Consider the following 17275-nt stretch of genomic DNA (forward strand, 5'->3'; position numbering starts at 1 on the left):
TCAGCCGCCGCGTGCGGCGTACTTGCGCGCCACGTAGTCGTCGAGGATGCCCACGAATTCGTTGGCGATGTTGTCGCCGCGCAGGGTCATCGCCTTCTCGCCGTCGATGAACACCGGCGCCGCCGGCGCCTCGCCGTTGCCCGGCAGCGAGATGCCGATGTTGGCGTGCTTGGATTCGCCCGGCCCGTTCACCACGCAGCCCATCACCGCCAGGGTGAGGTTCTCCACGCCGTCGTATTTCACGCGCCACGCCGGCATCTGCGCGCGCACGTGCTCCTGCACGGTCTTGGCCAGTTCCTGGAAGAACTCGCTGGTGGTGCGGCCGCAACCCGGACAGGCGGTGACCAGCGGCGTGAACGAGCGCAGGCCCATGGTCTGCAACAGCTCCTGCGCCACGATCACCTCGCCGGTGCGCGACGCGCCCGGCTCCGGCGTGAGCGAGATGCGGATGGTGTCGCCGATGCCTTCCTGCAGCAGCACCGCCAGCGCCGCGCTCGATGCGGTGATGCCCTTGGAACCCATGCCGGCCTCGGTCAGGCCAAGATGCAAGGCATAGTCGCAGCGCAGAGCCAAGTCGCGATATACAGCGATCAGCTCCTGCACGCCGGACACCTTGCACGACAGGATGATGCGCTCGCGCGGCAGGCCGATCCTCTCGGCCAGCGCGGCCGAGTCCAGCGCCGAGCGGATCAGCGCCTCGCGGGCCACGTGGCCCGCGTCCCACGGCTCGGCACGCTGCGCGTTCTCGTCCATCAGGGTGGCGACCATGCTCTGATCCAGCGAGCCCCAGTTGGCGCCGATGCGCACCGGCTTGCCGTACTGGATCGCCTTCTCGATGATCGCGCCGAACTGCGCGTCCTTCTTCTTGCCGAAGCCCACGTTGCCGGGGTTGATGCGGTACTTCGCCAGCGCCTCGGCGCAGGCCGGTTCCTGCTCCAGGAGCTGGTGGCCGTTGTAGTGGAAGTCGCCGATGATCGGCACGTCCACGCCCATCATCGCCAGCCGCTCGGCGATACGCGGCACCGCCGCCGCCGCCGCCGGCGTGTTCACCGTGATGCGCACCAGCTCGGAACCCGCGCGCGCCAATTCGGCGACCTGCTTCGCGGTGGACACCGGATCCTCGGTGTCGGTATTGGTCATCGACTGCACCACGATGGGCGCGCCGCCGCCCACGCGCACCTTGCCGATCTGCACGCCGACATTGGGACGGCGCGCCAGCGGCAGGGCTTCGCGCGGCTTGGTGTTGATGGAATCGTTCATTGCGTGCAACCGGAAGTCCGTCGCCGCGAAAGCTGCGGCGTGAAGTCGAAAGTCTAGCGACTGCGAAGGCAGAATGCCGAAGCGAACATTCGCGCAGCGAATGGCCCGAAGGGCGAGCTGCGGACGCAGCGAGTCAACGCACGTGACAATCGCCCGACCGGCACATCAGGCATCACATGCACAACCGCCGCCAAGCCACTGTTGCGCAAGCGCTGGCACCGTCCGGACATGCTAGTCTCGCCAGCCCATGCACGCGCCCGACGACCACACCGCCCCGCCCCGCCACATCCTCACGCCCAGCACGCTGAACCGGCTGGTGCGCGGGCTGCTGGAGGACGCGCTGCCGCTGGTGTGGATCGAGGGCGAACTGTCCAACGTGGCGCGCCCCGCCTCCGGGCATCTCTACTTCACGCTGAAGGACAGCGGCGCCCAGGTGCGCTGCGCGATGTTCCGCCCGAAGAGCGCCGCGCTGCGCTTCAGGCCCGCCGACGGCATGCAGGTGCTGCTGCGCGCGCGGGTGGGCCTGTACGAGCCGCGCGGCGAATTCCAGCTCGTGGCCGAGCACATGGAGCCGGCTGGCGAAGGCGCGCTGCAGCGCGAGTTCGAGCGGCTGAAAGCGCAGCTCGATGCCGAGGGCCTGTTCGACGCCGCGCGCAAGCGCCCGTTGCCCCGCTACGCGCGGCGCATCGGCGTGATCACCTCCGCCACCGGCGCGGCGATCCGCGACGTGCTCAGCGTGCTGTCGCGCCGCTGGCCGCTGGCCGAAGTGGACGTTCTGCCGGTGCCGGTGCAGGGCCGCGAGGCGCCGCCCGCCATCGTCGCCATGCTGAAGAAAGCCTCGGCCAGTGCACGCTACGACGCGCTGCTGCTCACCCGCGGCGGCGGCTCGCTGGAAGACCTGTGGGCCTTCAACGACGAGGCGGTGGCGCGCGCCATCCACGCCTGCGCGGTGCCGGTGGTGAGCGCGGTGGGCCACGAGGTGGACTTCAGCATCGCCGACTTCGTGGCCGACCTGCGCGCGCCTACTCCTTCGGCTGCCGCCGAACTGCTGGTGCCCGACGCGCAGGCCACGCTGCGCCATCTGCGCCAGTTGCGGCAACGCCTGGCGCTGTTCGAACAGCGCCGCCTGCAATCGCTGACCCAGCGTGTCGATCACCTGCTCGCGCGCCTGCAGGCGCAGCGTCCGCAGGCGCGGCTGTCGCGCGACCGCGAACGGCTCGCCCACCTTCGGCACCGCCTGCTCGCCGTGCTGCGCGAACGCCGGCAGGGCGAACGCACCCGGCTGGATCGCCTGCATGCGCGCCTGCTGGCGCGCCACCCGCAACAGCGCCTGCCGCTGCTGCAACGGCAGCTCGCCGAACAATCGCAACGCCTGCGCCAGGCCATCGCCCGCCAACTGGAACGCGAGCGCCACGCCCTGCAACAGGCCGCCCGCACACTGCACGCGGTGAGCCCACTGGCCACGCTGGAACGCGGCTACGCGATCCTGTTCGACGACGAAGGCAAGGTGGTGCGCGCCCCAGCCGACGTGAACGAGGGCGACGACCTGCTTGCCCGCCTCGCGGATGGCGAACTGAAGTTGCGCGTGCTCGACAAATAGTTCCGCGGCATCCGCGATGCCGATGCCGCACGCAGGCGACGCATGAAAGCCGCTCACACGCATTGAACATGGCATCACGCACCCTGTCCGTCTGCTTCCTGCGGAGAAGAGTGCATGAAAGCTGCATCGTTGTTCGTGAAGGCGCTGGAGGCCGAAGGCGTGCGCTGCATCTTCGGCGTGCCGGGCGAGGAGAATCTCGACTTGGTCGAAGCGCTGCGCGAGTCCTCGATCCGGCTGATCGTCACCCGCCACGAGCAGGCCGCGGGCTTCATGGCGGCCACCTGGGGACGGCTCACCGGCGAGGCCGGCGTGGCCTTGTCCACGCTGGGGCCGGGCGCGACGAACCTGGTCACCGCGGCGGCCTATGCGCAGCTCGGCGCGATGCCGATGCTGATGATCACCGGGCAGAAACCCATCCGCCTGCACAAGCAGGGCCTGTTTCAGCTGGTGGACGTGGTGGACATGATGCAGCCGCTGACCAAGTACACGCGCCAGCTGGTATCCGCCGCGACGATACCAGCGCGGATACGCGAGGCGTTCCGCCGCGCCGAGGAGGAACGCCCCGGCGCGGCGCACCTGGAGCTGCCCGAAGACATCGCGCGCGACGAAGTGGACGACCCGATCCTGCTGCCCACCGAGTACGCGCGCCGCCCTTCTCCCGACGACGCCGCGCTGGTGCAGGCCGGCGAGGCGATCAGCCGGGCGCGGCATCCGATCCTGATGATCGGCGCGGCGGCCAACCGCCAGCGCACCGCGGTGGCGCTGCGCGCCTTCATCGACAAGCTGGGCATTCCGTTCTTCACCACGCAGATGGGCAAGGGCGTGGTGGACGAGGATCACCCGCTGTGGCTGGGCAACGCCGCGCTGTCCGACGGCGACTTCGTGCATCGCGCGATCGACGCCGCCGACGTGATCGTCAACGCCGGACACGACGTGGTGGAGAAGCCGCCGTTCTTCATGCACAAGGGGCGGCGCACGGTAATCCACATCAATTTCTCCGCCGCCGAGGTGGATGCGGTGTACTTCCCGCAGATCGAGGTGGTGGGCGACATCGCGCACACCATCGAGCGGCTCACCGACGCGCTGCAGAAACAGCCGCACTGGGACTTCGGCTTCTTCGGTAAGGTGCGCCAGGCATTCCGCACGCAGTCGGAGGAACACGTCGACGACCCGCGCTTCCCCATGCATCCGGTGCGTGTCGTCGCCGACACGCGCGCCTGCATGCCGGACGACGGCGTGCTATGCCTGGACAACGGCATGTACAAGCTGTGGTACGCGCGCTACTACCGCGCCCGCCAGCCGAACACGATCCTGCTCGACAACGCGCTGGCGACCATGGGCGCCGGCCTGCCCTCGGCGATGGCCGCGAAGCTGGTGCATCCGGGCCGCAAGGTGCTGGCGATCTGCGGCGACGGCGGATTCATGATGAACGCGCAGGAGCTGGAGACCGCGGTGCGGCTCAAGCTCGACCTGGTGATCCTGCTGCTGCGCGACGACGCCTACGGCATGATCCGCTGGAAGCAGGCCGACATGGGTTTCGCCGATTACGGCATGCAGTTCGGCAACCCGGACTTCGTGATGTTCGCCGAGGCGCATGGCGCGCACGGCCACCGCCCGGCCAGCGCCGACGCCTTCCTGCCCACACTGCGCGCGGCGTTCGACGCCGGCGGCGTGCACCTGATCGACCTGGCCATCGACTATTCCGACAACCATCGCATTCTCGACGAACAAATCCGCCAGCTGAGCGCGGCGCTCTGATCCGGAGAAATCCATGCTAGCCAAGACCTACCCCTACTACCTCGCCAACCAGCCGCAGACGTCGAAGACCCTGCTGGACGTCTTCGACAAGTACAGCGGCAAGCTCGCCACGCGCGTGGCCATGCCCGACGCCAAGGTCACCGAGAAGGCCATCGCCGCCGCGGTGAAGGCGGCCAGGCCGATGCGCGAGTTCAAGCCGTGGGCACGGCAGGCGGTGCTGCAGCATTGCGTGGATCGCTTCGAGACGCGCCGCGACGAGCTGGCCGAGGCGCTGTGCATCGAGGCGGGCAAGCCGATCAAGGACGCGGCCAGCGAAGTGACGCGGCTGATCGAGACCTTCCGCATCGCCGCCGAGGAAGCCGTGCGGATCAACGGCGAGACGCTGAACCTGGAACTCGCCGCACGCCTCGATGGCTACCACGGCTACACCAAGCGCGTGCCGCTGGGGCCGGTGTCCTTCATCACGCCGTTCAACTTCCCGCTGAACCTGGTGGCACACAAGGTGGCGCCGGCGATCGCGGCGGGCTGCCCGTTCGTGCTGAAGCCCTCGGAAAAGACGCCCGTCGGCGCGCTGATCATCGGCGAGGTGTTGGCGGAAACCGACCTGCCGAAGGGCGCGTTCTCCATCCTGCCGCTGGACGGCGCGCACGCTGCGCCGCTGGTGGAGGACGAACGCTTCAAGCTGCTCTCCTTCACCGGCGGACAGATCGGCTGGGATCTCAAGGCCCGCGCGGGGCACAAGAAGGTGACGCTGGAACTGGGCGGCAACGCGGCCTGCATCGTCGATGCCGACCAGGGGCCGAAGCTGGACAAGGTGGTGGAGCGGCTGATCTTCGGCGCGTTCTACCAGTCCGGCCAGAGCTGCATCGGCGTGCAGCGCATCTACGCCCACGCCGACGTCTACGAGACGCTGAAAAGGAAGCTCGTCGCGGCCACGAAGAAGCTCAAGGCCGGCGACCCCAGGGACAAGAGCGTGTTCCTCGGCCCGATGATCGACGAGGCCGCCGCCACGCGCCTGCACGACTGGATCATGGAGGCGAAGCGGGCCGGCGGCAGGATCCTCTGCGGCGGCAAGCGCAGCGGCAACATGCTCGACGCCACATTGATGGAAGACGTGCCGACCGACGCCAAGGCGAACCGCATGGAAGCGTTCGGCCCGTTCGCCCTGCTCGCGCCGTTCCAGACCATCGACGAGGCCATCGCGCTGGTCAACGACTCCGACTACGGCCTGCAGGCCGGCATCTTCACCGACAGCCTGGAGCACGCCATGCGCGCCTGGGACGAGCTGGAACAGGGCGGCGTGGTGGTCAACGACATCCCCAGCTTCCGCGTGGACAACATGCCCTACGGCGGCGTGAAGCTCTCCGGCCTCGGCCGCGAGGGCGTGCGCTACGCCATCGAGGACATGAGCGAACTGCGCCTGATGGTGATGCGCAGAAGCTGATTCACGCGTCGCCGGGGCTGGTCGCCCCCGCGTTCCAGCCCATCGCGTTGTAGACGCGGTAGCGCAGCACGCCGAGGTATTCGTGCAACGCCAGATCGGTCACCGCGAAGTTCCACGACTGCGGCCACCAGTCCATGCGCTCCTTCAGCCAGTCGCCGCGCACCGGCGTGGTTGCGATGCCGAAGTGCGCGAAATACAGGCTGGCGCGACGCAGGTGCGTGGCCGAGGACACCAGCAGCACGCGCTGCGCGCCGTAGCCGCGCACCAGCGGCGCGCTGAACTGGGCGTTCTGCCAGGTGTTCATGCTGCGCGGCTCCAGCAGCAGGTCGGCCGCCGGCACGCCGAGGCGTTGCAGCAGCGCGCCGTACACCGTGGCCTCCGGCTGGCCGGTATGCAGCGCATCGCCGCCGCTTGCTTCGAGCTTGCAATCGTTGCCGCTGGCCTTGCACTCGCGGTACAGCGCCAGCGCCTCGTTGATGCGGCCGTTGGCGAACAGCGTGGGTTCCACCGCGCCGTCCGGGGTGCGCACCGTGCCCGCTCCCAGCAGCACGATGGCGTTGCGCGGCGCCCAGGCTATCGTCGGGCGCCGCGCGTACGGCCCCTGCAGGTTGCCCAGCAACCATGCCGGCAGCAGGCCGCAGCCCGTCGCCAGGAACAGCAGCACGGCCAGCCACAGCGCGGCGCCCGCCGTGCGCCGCCACTTCAGCGCGCGCAGTGCCAGGCCCAGCAGCACGAGCACGATCAGCATGTCCATCGACATCGCATCCGCTCCATCCATCGAGGCCGCCGGCCCAAGCCTGCGGCAAGGGTGTGAGGGTAATGCAAGGCATGACGCCGCGGCGCGCATCGCCTACGCTGCGCCCCATGAGCGAAACGCCGCACACCCTCGTTGCCGCCTGCCGTCACGCCGAGGACATCAAGAAAAGCCGCTTCCTTGCCCAAGCCGCGCCAGTCGCCACGCCGGAGCAGGCGCTGGCCTTCGTGCGCGCGGTGTCCGCCGCGGACGCCACGCACAACTGCTGGGCCTACCGCATCGGCCAGGACTACCGCTTCAACGACGACGGCGAGCCCGGCGGCACCGCGGGCCGGCCGATCCTGCAGGCGATCGAGGGCCAGGGCTGCGACCGCGTCGTGGTGGTGGTGACGCGCTGGTACGGCGGCATCAAGCTCGGCGCCGGCGGCCTCGCCCGCGCCTACGGCGGCACCGCGGCGGAGTGCCTGCGCATCGCCGAACGCGTGGCCATCGTGGCGATGGCGCGACTGGGCTTCCGCTGCGACTTCGCGGAGCTGGCTCTGTTCAAGGCGCGCCTGCGCGAACTGGACGCCGAGCCGGTGCGCGAAGCCTTCGATGCGGACGGCGTGGCGCTGGAATTCGAGCTGCCGGCACAGCGCTTCGCCGAGGCGCAGGCACGCATCGGCGACCTCAGCCGCGGCCGCATCGAAGCGCGCCGACTGGATTGAACAAAGCCTTCGGCGCGCCAGATTTTCGCCCCACACGGCCGGCATACTGCCCGGCCACATGCCTTCGCACCTTGGGGAATCCATGAGCCGCCTGCCCGGCCTCGACCTGCTGCGCGCCATCGCCATCGTCTGGGTGATGCTGTTCCACTCGTGGATGATCGGCGGCATCGGCGGGCCGCTGCAGCCGATGGTCGATTACGGCTGGATGGGCGTGGATCTGTTCTTCGTGCTCAGCGGCTACCTGATCGGCCATCAGTTGCTGGAACCGCTGAGTCGCGGCGAACCGCTGCGCTTCGGCGCGTTCTACCTGCGCCGCGCGTTCCGCATCCTGCCGGTGTTTTTCGCCGTGCTGGCGCTGTACCTGCTGTTTCCCGGCTGGCGCGAGGCGCCGGGCATGCAGCCGGCGTGGCAGTTCGTCACCTTCACGCTGAACCTGTTGATCGACTACCAGCACAACCAGGCGTTCTCGCACGCGTGGTCGCTGTGCGTGGAGGAGCATTTCTACCTGCTGTTCCCGCTGCTGGCCTGGTGGCTGGCCCGGCGTTCGTCGCGCGCGCTGGTGGTCGGTTGCGGCGTGCTGGTCGTGGCGATGGGCATGCTGCTGCGCGGCTACGCCGTGCTGCACGGCAAGGACTGGCTGGAAAGCGTGTACTACCCGACCTGGACGCGGCTGGACGGCCTGCTGGCCGGCGTGCTGCTGGCGACGATCCAGGCCTACCGGCCGCACTGGTGGGCGGGCGTGCAACGGCGCGCCAACACATTCGCCGTCGCGGGCCTGCTGCTGGTCGCCGCCGCGATCTGGCTGTTCCGCGACAAGACCGGCTTCGCCGCCAGCGTGTTCGGCTTCCCGCTGCTGGCGCTGGCGATGGCCTTGCTGGTGGCCGCGGGCGCGGGCAGCAGCAGTTGGCTGGGTCGCTGGCGCATCCCCGGCGCCGGTTGGATCGCCGGCATTTCGTACAGCCTCTACCTCAGCCACAAGCTGGCGATGCATGCGGTGCACGAAGCGCTGCCGCGCTGGCCCGCGCTGCACGGACTGGCCGCCTTCGCCGCGTATGCGCTGGCCATCCTCGCCACCGGCGCGCTGCTGCATTACGCCGTCGAACGCCCCTTCCTGCGCCTGCGCACGCGGCTGGCGGTGGGCGCACGCAATCAGGCCGCGATGCAGGCGGCCTGATTGAATCGCGCCGTGCCGGCCCCATCTGGAACGGGTTGCCAGCCGACCCCATCGAGCCCATGAGCGATTCCGACCAGCCCCGCCCCACCCGCCGCATCGGCGCGCTGCGCCAACTGTGGCCGTACCTCAGGCCGCACTGGCGGCTGGCGGTGGGCTGGCTGGTATTCCTCGGCCTGTCGTCCAGCGCGACGCTGGTGCTGCCGGTGGCGATACGGCGCATCATCGACCACGGCTTCGCGCACGCCGACCCCGCTGCGGTCAACGCCACCTTCCTCGGCCTGTTCGCGCTGGCGCTGGTGCTGGCCGTGGCCACCGCGGCGCGCTACTTCTGCATCACCCTGCTGGGCGAACGCGCATTGGCCTCGCTGCGCAGCCAGCTCTACGCGCACGTGATCGGGCTGGACGTGGGCTTCTTCGAGCGCAGCCGCGTGGGCGAACTCAACTCGCGCCTGGGCACCGACACCGAAGTGATCCAGGCGCTGGTGGGCTCGGGCATCTCGGTGGCACTGCGCAGCGTGGTGATGCTGCTGGGCGCCAGCGCGATGATGGCGTGGACCAGCCCGCGCCTCGCCGGCCTCACCGCGCTGGTGATCCCCGCGGTGATGCTGCCCATCCTCGTGTTCGGCCGGCGCGTGCAGAAGCTGTCGCGCACCAGCCAGGATCGCCTGGCCGACGCCGCGGCCATCGCCAACGAAACGCTCAACGCCGCGCCCGCGGTGAAGGCCTACGCGCGCGAGAACATCGAAAGCACGCGCTACACCGGCGCCATCACCCGCGCGCTGGCTTCCGCGCGCAAGCGGATCGGCATGCGCGCCTGGCTCACCGCCACGGTGATCGTGCTGTTCTTCGGCGCGATCACGCTGGTGCTGTGGGCCGGCGCGCGCGACGTGATGGCCGGCACGCTGAGCACCGGCGTGCTGACCCAGTTCGTGGTGTACGCGGTACTCGCCGCCGGCTCGGTGGCGGGGCTGTCCGAAGTGTGGGGCGACGTGCTGCGCGCCGCCGGCGCCACCGAGCGCATCGCCGAACTGTTCGCCGAACGCGCCGACATCGCCAGCCCCGCGCAGCCGCAAGTATTGCCGCGCCCGGTACGCGGCGCGCTGCGTTTCGAGCATGTGCGCTTCCACTATCCCAGCCGCCCCGACGCGCCCGCGCTGCACGACTTCGACCTCGACATCCGCCCCGGCGAGACGGTGGCCTTGGTCGGGCCATCCGGCGCCGGCAAGAGCACGGTGCTGGCGCTGCTGCTGCGCTTCTACGATCCGCAGTCCGGCAGCATCCGCTTCGACGGTGTCGATTTGCGCGCGCTGGCCTTGCCCGAGCTGCGCGGCGCGATCGCGCTGGTGCCGCAGGAAACCGCCATCTTCGCCGGCAGCGCCGCCGACAACATCCGCTTCGGCCGCCAGGACGCCGGCGACGACGAGGTGGTCGAAGCCGCGCGCGCCGCCGAGGCCGACGACTTCATCCGCGCCCTGCCCGACGGCTACGCCGCCGAACTCGGCGAACGCGGCGTGCGCCTCTCCGGCGGCCAGCGCCAGCGCATCGCGATCGCCCGCGCGATCCTGCGCGACGCACCGCTGCTGCTGCTGGACGAGGCCACCTCCGCGCTGGACGCGCAATCCGAAGCGGCGATCCAGCAGGCGCTGGCGCGGCTCGAACAAGGCCGCACCACCCTGGTCATCGCCCATCGCCTCGCCACCGTGCAGCGCGCGGATCGCATCGTGGTGATGGACGGCGGCCGCATCGTGGCGCAGGGCACGCACGAAAGCCTGCTGGCCGAAGGCGGCCTGTATGCGGAGCTGGCGCGGCTGCAGTTCGTGGCGTGAGGAATCCGCGCCCTGCGCATCGACCGCGACACGATTCGTCTACCCGTGAACATCATCCACTACGCGAAGAATCTCGCGCACTCCACGCTTGATGCCCTGCTGCCCAGCCGCAAGGCACTTGCCGAACTGCGGGCACAGTGGGGAAAACCGGGCACCAAGCGCGAACCGTTCGCCGGTCGCTGGTTCGAGTTGGTGCGTGGCGATGCCGCCTGCGTCGACGACAAGACCTGGGGCGACCTGGAGTTCCCCCGCCTGTTCGTCGACCTCGACACCACGGTGACGCCGCTGGGCAGCCAGGCGCTGTACAAGCAATTGCGCGAATACGTGGACGATCCCGCCGAACTGGCAGCGCGCCACGCCACGCATGTGCGCCTGCTCGACGAACCCGCCCTGCGCGAGCGCCTGCAACTGGCCCTGCTGCCGCTGGGCGCCCCATCGCACGCGCACGTCGTCGACGCCTTGTATGCCGAGGCTCCGGAGCCGCCGGCGCGACGCGGCCTGCTGACCTTGTGGGGCGCGCTTTCGCTGGCGCTGCTGGCGGCGGTGATCGCCTGGTCGTGGTCGGCGTGGTGGTGGCTGGCGCTGCTGCCGGTGAATGCCGTGATCCTGTACCGCCACAGTTGGCGCAGCCTGCGCGAGATCGAAGCGCTGAACGGCTGCCTGCGCATGCTGGGCACAGCCGAGGCGCTGTGCGCATGCGAAGGCGACCTGCCCTTGCAGCGGCGCCTGCGCGACGAGCGTGCGGCGCGCGACGAGGTTCGCCGTTCGCTGCGACTGATGCGCGCGTGCAAGCAGGAGTGGCTGTCCTGGATGATGCCGTGGCTGAACATCGCCTTCCTGCTGGAGCTGATCGTGCATGCGTGGTCGATGGGGCGGTTCCACCGCCTGCGCCAGCGGCTGCAGCCCACGTTCGAACTGGTGGGCGGCATCGACGCCGAAATGGCGCTGGCTTCGGCACTCGCGATGCATCCGCGGCATTGCCAGCCGGAACTGGCCACGACGCCCACGCTGGAGATCCTCGGAGGCGGTCATCCCCTGCTGCCCGGCGGTGTGCGCAATTCGATCCGGCTGGACGGTTCTTCCGCGCTGGTCACCGGCTCGAACATGGCGGGCAAGACCACCTTCGTGAAGATGCTGGCGATCAACGCCATCCTTGGCCGCACGGTGGGCTTCTGCCTTGCGGCGCGCGCCGTGCTGCCGCGCCTGCCGGTGATGGCGGCGATCCACGGCGAGCATTCGGTGGAAGCCGGCAAGAGCCATTACTTCGCGGAGATCGAGGCGATCCGCGGTTTCCTCGACGGCGAGGCACAGCACGGCGGCGGTCTGTTCGTGCTCGACGAACCGTTCAGCGGCACCAACACGGTGGAACGCATCGCCATCGCCTGCGCCGTGCTGCGCGCACTGGGCAAGCGCTCGCTGGTGCTGGTCACCACGCACGACGTGGAATTGCAGTCCATGCTGAACGAGCGCTACGCGCTCCACCACTTCCGGGAAGAACCGGAAGTGGACGGCTATTTCGATTACCGCCTGCACGCCGGTGCCGCCACCGAGCGCAATGCCATCCGTCTGCTTGCGCGCATGGGCTTTCCGCCCGAGGTGGTGGACGCAGCCATGGCCTGTGCCAACCAGGCCGAGCAAGCAACCCGGCCGTAACCCATTTCGTGGCGTGGTGCCCGGAGCGGGGATCGAACCCGCATACCCGCGAGGGTGAGGGATTTTAAGCCAGAGCATGGCATCCGCACCGGGCTAACGCTGGACTTGGATGTGGCTTGCTGTAGCAGGTTTTCCGCCAGACCAATGCCTTCGATCATATCCCGGTGCGCGATGCAAACCGCCCCGGTTCTCCTCCGCCTGGCTCCTAGCCGGCCCCTGGAATCGGGGCCTTTCAGGAGCACCTCATGGCAAAGATCAAACTCACCAAGTCCGTCGTTGACACGGCGCAGGCGCAAACCTGCGACGTGGAACTCCGGGATACGCTCGTTCCGGGCTTCTTGTGCAAGGTTACACCAACCGGCCGCAAGGTATTCATGGTTCAGTACCGCACGAACTCCGGCGTGCGGCGCAAGCCGGCAATCGGCCAGTTCGGCGAGCTGACGGTCGAACAGGCCCGATCGCTGGCGCAAGACTGGCTGGCCGAAGTCCGGCGCGGGGGCGATCCCGGACTCGACAAGGCCGAAGCCCGCAAGGCGCCGACGGTCAAGGAGCTGTGCGGCCGGTTCATGGACGACCACTCCAAGCCGCACAACAAGCCCAGCACGCAGGCCGGCTACCAGTACCAGATCGACAGCTTCGTCATCCCGGCCTTCGGCAGCAAGAAGGCTCACGAGGTCACGCGCAACGACATTACCGCGCTGATGAAGCGCATGGAGAAGTCGCCCACCCAAGCCAACCGCGTGCTGTCGCTCGTCCGCAAGATGTTCAACCTGGCCGAACTGTGGGGCTACCGGCCCGATGGCTCCAATCCCTGCCGTCACGTCCCCAAGTACCCGGAAAAGGGTTCGACCCGGCTCATTACCGACGACCAGATGACCAAGCTGTTCGCCTATCTGGAGAAGGCCGAGGCCGAGGGCTTGGAACATCCCATCCACCTGCTGGCCGTCCGGCTGCAATTCGAGTTCGCGGCGCGCATGTCGGAAATCCTGCTGTTGCAATGGGATTGGCTCGACCTGCCCAACGGCCGGGTGGTATGGCCGGACAGCAAGACCGGCGATATGTCCAAGCCCCTGAGCGCCGAGGCTCGCCGCCTGTTGGAGAGTGCCCCCCACTATGGCGATTCGCCCTACGTTTGCCCTGCGATCCTCGATCACAAGAAGCCGCTAAGCCCCCACTCCTACTATCAGGCGTGGCGGCGCATCCTTGACCGTGCCGGTGTGCCGAAGGTCGGCACCCACGGCATCCGCCACCGCTCGGCGACGGACATTGCCAATTCGGGCGTGCCGCTCAAGGTCGGCATGGCGCTGACAGCGCACAAGACCGTGGCGATGTTCATGCGCTATGTCCACACCGAGGACGATCCTGTGCGCCAGGCGGCCGAGCTGGTGGCGACCCGGCGCCAGACCATCACGAAGGCGCGGCAACGCCAGCCCCAGGAGGCCACGGCATGAGCGCCCGGACGCCCAAAGCAGTAAAAGGCGCTGCCGTGCCTGCCGGCTACGCCGGCATCCACGGCGGCATCGTGGAACTGCTCGATGCCGCCCGCCAGGCGGCGGCGCGCAGCGTCAATGCGCTGATGACGGCCAGCTATTGGGAGATTGGTCGCCGCATCGTGGAGGCCGAGCAACAGGGCGAACGGCGCGCAGGGTACGGCGAACAGTTGATCGTCCGGTTGTCCGCCGACCTGACCGCCCGCTTCGGGCGCGGATTCAGCCCGGACAACCTGGAGAACATGCGGCGGTTCTTCGCCGCCTATCCCCGGCCGGTGATTTCCGAGGCACTGTCTCGGAAATCGGGGGACGGATTGCCTGCCGAGAAATCCGAGACAGCGTCTCGGAAATTGGCCCTGGGCGAGTTGGCGCAGGTGTTCACGTTGCCGTGGTCGGCCTACGTGCGGCTGCTGTCGGTCAAGGACGAGCACGCCCGCCGCTTCTACGAGGCCGAGGCGCTACGCGGCGGCTGGAGCGTGCGCCAGTTGGATCGGCAGATCGGCAGCCAGTTCTACGAGCGCACCGCCTTGTCGAAGGACAAGGCGGAAATGCTGGTCAAGGGCGCTGCGCCCCGGCCGGAGGATGCCGTCATGCCCGACGATGCGATCAAAGACCCGTATGTGCTGGAGTTCCTGAACCTCAAGGATGAGTATTCCGAATCCGATCTTGAAGCGGCCCTTATCCAGCGGCTGGAGGATTTTCTGCTGGAGCTGGGCGAAGGGTTCACCTTCGTCGGCCGGCAGCGGCGCTTACGCATCGACCAAACGTGGTATCGGGTGGATCTGCTGTTTTTCCACCGGCGGTTGCGCTGCCTGGTCATCATCGACTTGAAGCTGGGTAGCCTGACCCATGCGGACGTGGGCCAGATGCACATGTATTGCAACTACGCCAAGGAGCATTGGGCCTATCCCGATGAAAACCCGCCCGTGGGTTTGATCCTCTGCGCCGATAAGGGCCACGCGCTGGCGCGGTACGCCTTGGAAGGCTTACCGACGAAGGTGATGGCGGCGAACTACCGCACCGTGCTGCCGGATGCCGAACTGTTGCAGAAGGAGCTGGAAACCACGCGGCGCCTGCTGGAATCGCGCGCGGCGAAACAGCCCAGGAAGCTCCCGCAATAGCTGGGCGTCCCAGCGTGCCGCCGTCGGGTTCCGCGGCTGCACCAGCCTGCGCTACAAATGAATCGGCCGCCTAAGCAACGCTGCGCTGGCAGGACACAAGCTCGCAGCCTGCCGCGTCGCCAGCACTGAAGCCGGTGCGCTTGTGCGCTCCACCGGCTTGAAGCCCTGGCGCTCGAAGAACGGCGCTGCCGTCGTGGTCAGCAGCCAAGCGTCGCGCCCGCCTTCGTCGAAGGCGCGGCGTAGCAGCAGCGCGAGGATGCCGCCACCAATGCCGCGCTGGCGCGCGTGCGGCAGCACGAACAGGGAGCGCACCAGCACATCCCGTCCCATCCGCTCGAAGCCGCCGTAGCCCACGCGCTTGCCTGTCACCGTGGCATAGGCAAAGAAGCTGCGCCCCGGTTCGGTCAGATCGTCCGTGGGAAGTCCGGCCTCCTGCAAAGCCATGATGAGGCCTGTGTCGTTGCCCGCGGTCGGCGTATCCACCAGCAGCGGCGTACCGTCTTCTTTGCGAATCTCGCCCGCCGGCCGCTGCGGCAGCAGTTCGATCACCATGTCCGAGGGCCGGCATAGGCGTACGCCCAGGGGCGACACCACGATGGGCCGATTGATGAGGATCGGATGCGCCAGCATCTGGTCGATCAGTTCGTCGTCGCTCCAATGGGCAGCATCCAGCCCGAGTTCCTTGTAAGGCGTGCCCTTGATGCGCAGCACGTCCCGCACGCCCATGTCCATCCGTGCGATCAGAGCCTTCAAGGTTTCGCGGTCAGGCGGCGTCGTCAGGTACTCGATGACCGTGGGCGCGATGCCGCTGGCGCGGATCAGCGCCAGCGTGTTGCGCGACGTGCCGCAGTCCGGGTTGTGGTAGATCGTGACGGTACTCATGCTGAATGCCTTGCCGCGTTGCGCGGAGCCTGTTCGTACCAGCCGCGCGAGCGATTGACCACGCGCACGACCAGCAGCATCACCGGCACCTCGATCAGCACGCCGACCACGGTGGCCAGCGCGGCGCCGGAATGGAAGCCGAACAGGCTGATGGCCGCCGCCACGGCCAGCTCGAAGAAGTTGCTCGCGCCGATCAACGCCGAGGGGCAGGCGATGTTGTGCTTCTCGCCCACCTTGCGGTTGAGCCAGTAGGCCAAGCCGGAGTTAAAGAACACCTGGATCAAAATGGGCACCGCCAACATGGCGATGACCAGCGGCTGTTGCAGGATGGCCTGGCCTTGGAAGGCGAACAGCAGCACCAGCGTCAGCAGCAAGGCCGCGATCGACAGCGGGCCGATGCGCTCCAGGGCTTGATCGAACGCGGCCCGGCCCCGGCGCAGCAGCGTGCGGCGCCAGAGCTGCGCGAGGATGACCGGGATGACGATGTAGAGCACCACCGACACCAGCAGCGTGTCCCACGGCACCGTGATGGCCGACAGGCCCAGCAGCAGCCCTACGATGGGCGCGAAGGCGAACACCATGATGGTGTCGTTCAAGGCCACCTGAGACAGCGTGAACACCGGATCGCCGCCCGTCAGCCGGCTCCAGACGAACACCATTGCCGTGCAGGGCGCGGCGGCCAGCAGGATCAGGCCGGCCACGTAGCTGTCGAGCTGGTCGGCCGGCAACCACTCGGCGAAGACTTGGCGAATGAAGATCCACGCCAGCAGCGCCATCGAGAACGGCTTGACCGCCCAATTGACGAACAGCGTGACACCGATGCCGCGCCAGTGCTGCTTGACCTGGCCCAGCGCACTGAAGTCCACCTTGAGCAGCATCGGGATCACCATGATCCAGATCAGCAGGCCCACCGGCAGATTGACCTGCGCCACTTCCATGCGGCCGATGGCCTGGAACACGCCGGGCGCAAGCTGGCCCAGGGCGATGCCGGCGACGATGCACAGCAGCACCCACACGGTCAGGTAGCGCTCGAAGCCGCTCATGGCGGGCACCGCCGGCGCACGGCCGGCGGTATCGGTTCCTGCGGTCATCGCGCCGGCCTCACTGGCGGCCAATGTCGCGCAGCTCGCGCTGCAAGGACATGGCATCGAGGCTTTTCAGGGGCAGCGACAGGAACAGTTCGATGCGCCGGCGCAGCGTGATCGCGGCGTCCGTGAACGCCTTGCGCTGCTGTTCCTCCGTGCCTTCGACGGCCGCTGGGTCGGGCACGCCCCAATGGGCCGACACCGGCTTGCCCGGCCAGAGCGGGCACGCCTCTCCGGCGGCGTTGTCGCAGACGGTGAAGATGAAGTCAAACACCGGCGCATCCGGCGCCACGAACTCGTCCCAGCTCTTGCTGCGGTAGCCGGTCGCCGGCAGATGCAGGCGCTCCAGCGTGGCGAGCGCCAAGGGATGCACTTCGCCTCTCGGATGACTGCCCGCCGACCAGGCGCGGAAGCGCCCCTGGCCCAATGCGTTGAGGATGCCTTCGGCGAGGATCGACCGGGCCGAATTGCCCGTGCAGATGAACAAGGCGTTATAGGTGGTTTCTGTCGTCATGCGCGCC

The 17275-nt window shown here is 68.4% G+C and carries 14 protein-coding genes and 1 pseudogene; 9 read left to right on the forward strand and 6 right to left on the reverse strand.

Features of this window, described 5'->3' with window-relative positions:
• A complete protein-coding gene (gene ispG, locus ACZ5Z2_RS09625; protein ID WP_464758361.1) occupies positions 1-1260 on the reverse strand; it encodes a flavodoxin-dependent (E)-4-hydroxy-3-methylbut-2-enyl-diphosphate synthase in 1260 nt (419 codons plus the stop codon).
• Positions 1261-1507: 247 nt separating this feature from the next.
• Here ispG and xseA point away from each other — a divergent pair, with 247 nt between their 5' ends.
• The 3 genes from xseA (at position 1508) to ACZ5Z2_RS09640 (ending at position 6062) form a co-directional block, all read left to right on the forward strand.
• The gene (xseA, locus tag ACZ5Z2_RS09630) at positions 1508-2860 is read left to right on the forward strand and encodes an exodeoxyribonuclease VII large subunit (protein ID WP_464758362.1); all 1353 of its coding nucleotides are present in this window, start codon (positions 1508-1510) and stop codon (positions 2858-2860) included.
• Positions 2861-2974: 114 nt separating this feature from the next.
• Complete coding sequence (locus ACZ5Z2_RS09635) at positions 2975-4618, forward strand: acetolactate synthase large subunit (RefSeq protein ID WP_464758363.1); 1644 nt, start codon at positions 2975-2977, stop codon at positions 4616-4618.
• 13 nt (positions 4619-4631) lie between these two features.
• The gene (locus ACZ5Z2_RS09640) at positions 4632-6062 is read left to right on the forward strand and encodes an aldehyde dehydrogenase family protein (RefSeq protein WP_464758364.1); all 1431 of its coding nucleotides are present in this window, start codon (positions 4632-4634) and stop codon (positions 6060-6062) included.
• Position 6063: 1 nt separating this feature from the next.
• On the opposite strand, the gene ACZ5Z2_RS09645 is transcribed toward ACZ5Z2_RS09640, so the two are convergent.
• Positions 6064-6822: a YdcF family protein gene (locus ACZ5Z2_RS09645; RefSeq protein ID WP_464758365.1), complete on the reverse strand. Its 759-nt coding sequence runs from the start codon at positions 6820-6822 to the stop codon at positions 6064-6066.
• 104 nt (positions 6823-6926) lie between these two features.
• On the opposite strand from ACZ5Z2_RS09645, the gene ACZ5Z2_RS09650 reads away from it, so the two are divergent.
• The 6 genes from ACZ5Z2_RS09650 (at position 6927) to ACZ5Z2_RS09675 (ending at position 14787) form a co-directional block, all read left to right on the forward strand.
• The gene (locus ACZ5Z2_RS09650) at positions 6927-7523 is read left to right on the forward strand and encodes an IMPACT family protein (RefSeq protein WP_464758366.1); all 597 of its coding nucleotides are present in this window, start codon (positions 6927-6929) and stop codon (positions 7521-7523) included.
• 82 nt (positions 7524-7605) lie between these two features.
• Positions 7606-8697, forward strand: a complete 1092-nt coding sequence (locus ACZ5Z2_RS09655) for an acyltransferase family protein (protein ID WP_464758367.1) — start codon at positions 7606-7608, stop codon at positions 8695-8697.
• Between the two features lie 59 nt (positions 8698-8756).
• Positions 8757-10523, forward strand: a complete 1767-nt coding sequence (locus ACZ5Z2_RS09660) for an ABC transporter transmembrane domain-containing protein (protein ID WP_464758368.1) — start codon at positions 8757-8759, stop codon at positions 10521-10523.
• Between the two features lie 45 nt (positions 10524-10568).
• On the forward strand, positions 10569-12176 hold the full coding sequence (locus tag ACZ5Z2_RS09665) for a MutS-related protein (RefSeq protein ID WP_464758369.1): 1608 nt from the start codon (positions 10569-10571) through the stop codon (positions 12174-12176).
• Between the two features lie 245 nt (positions 12177-12421).
• The gene (locus tag ACZ5Z2_RS09670; protein WP_151023883.1) at positions 12422-13627 is read left to right on the forward strand and encodes a tyrosine-type recombinase/integrase; all 1206 of its coding nucleotides are present in this window, start codon (positions 12422-12424) and stop codon (positions 13625-13627) included.
• Complete coding sequence (locus ACZ5Z2_RS09675) at positions 13624-14787, forward strand: PDDEXK nuclease domain-containing protein (RefSeq protein WP_151023884.1); 1164 nt, start codon at positions 13624-13626, stop codon at positions 14785-14787. Before ACZ5Z2_RS09670 ends, ACZ5Z2_RS09675 begins: the two co-directional genes overlap by 4 nt.
• 51 nt (positions 14788-14838) lie before the next feature.
• Here ACZ5Z2_RS09675 and arsN2 read toward each other — a convergent pair whose 3' ends face one another.
• From arsN2 to ACZ5Z2_RS09695, 4 genes and pseudogenes are all read right to left on the reverse strand, one after another.
• Complete coding sequence (gene arsN2, locus ACZ5Z2_RS09680) at positions 14839-15231, reverse strand: arsenic resistance N-acetyltransferase ArsN2 (RefSeq protein WP_274101861.1); 393 nt, start codon at positions 15229-15231, stop codon at positions 14839-14841.
• Positions 15232-15270: 39 nt separating this feature from the next.
• Positions 15271-15669, reverse strand: a pseudogene (arsC, locus tag ACZ5Z2_RS09685) (arsenate reductase (glutaredoxin)); the annotation flags it as partial.
• Complete coding sequence (gene arsB / locus ACZ5Z2_RS09690; RefSeq protein WP_425313580.1) at positions 15666-16712, reverse strand: ACR3 family arsenite efflux transporter; 1047 nt, start codon at positions 16710-16712, stop codon at positions 15666-15668. The pseudogene arsC and the gene arsB, both read right to left, overlap by 4 nt.
• Positions 16713-16770: 58 nt before the next feature.
• Positions 16771-17268: an arsenate reductase ArsC gene (locus ACZ5Z2_RS09695; protein WP_151023887.1), complete on the reverse strand. Its 498-nt coding sequence runs from the start codon at positions 17266-17268 to the stop codon at positions 16771-16773.
• Positions 17269-17275 lie beyond the last annotated feature (7 nt).

The sequence above is a fragment of the Rhodanobacter sp. G1 genome, assembly GCF_055397855.1.

Excerpts from the sequence above, each read along its gene's own strand:
- ispG (WP_464758361.1), bottom strand. The coding sequence starts at position 1,260 with ATGAACGATTCCATCAACACCAAGCCGCGCGAAGCCCTGCCGCTGGCG.
- xseA (WP_464758362.1), top strand. The coding sequence starts at position 1,508 with ATGCACGCGCCCGACGACCACACCGCCCCGCCCCGCCACATCCTCACG.
- ACZ5Z2_RS09635 (WP_464758363.1), top strand. The coding sequence starts at position 2,975 with ATGAAAGCTGCATCGTTGTTCGTGAAGGCGCTGGAGGCCGAAGGCGTG.
- ACZ5Z2_RS09640 (WP_464758364.1), top strand. The coding sequence starts at position 4,632 with ATGCTAGCCAAGACCTACCCCTACTACCTCGCCAACCAGCCGCAGACG.
- ACZ5Z2_RS09645 (WP_464758365.1), bottom strand. The coding sequence starts at position 6,822 with ATGTCGATGGACATGCTGATCGTGCTCGTGCTGCTGGGCCTGGCACTG.
- ACZ5Z2_RS09650 (WP_464758366.1), top strand. The coding sequence starts at position 6,927 with ATGAGCGAAACGCCGCACACCCTCGTTGCCGCCTGCCGTCACGCCGAG.
- ACZ5Z2_RS09655 (WP_464758367.1), top strand. The coding sequence starts at position 7,606 with ATGAGCCGCCTGCCCGGCCTCGACCTGCTGCGCGCCATCGCCATCGTC.
- ACZ5Z2_RS09660 (WP_464758368.1), top strand. The coding sequence starts at position 8,757 with ATGAGCGATTCCGACCAGCCCCGCCCCACCCGCCGCATCGGCGCGCTG.
- ACZ5Z2_RS09670 (WP_151023883.1), top strand. The coding sequence starts at position 12,422 with ATGGCAAAGATCAAACTCACCAAGTCCGTCGTTGACACGGCGCAGGCG.
- ACZ5Z2_RS09675 (WP_151023884.1), top strand. The coding sequence starts at position 13,624 with ATGAGCGCCCGGACGCCCAAAGCAGTAAAAGGCGCTGCCGTGCCTGCC.
- arsN2 (WP_274101861.1), bottom strand. The coding sequence starts at position 15,231 with ATGGCTTTGCAGGAGGCCGGACTTCCCACGGACGATCTGACCGAACCG.
- arsB (WP_425313580.1), bottom strand. The coding sequence starts at position 16,712 with ATGAGCGGCTTCGAGCGCTACCTGACCGTGTGGGTGCTGCTGTGCATC.
- ACZ5Z2_RS09695 (WP_151023887.1), bottom strand. The coding sequence starts at position 17,268 with ATGACGACAGAAACCACCTATAACGCCTTGTTCATCTGCACGGGCAAT.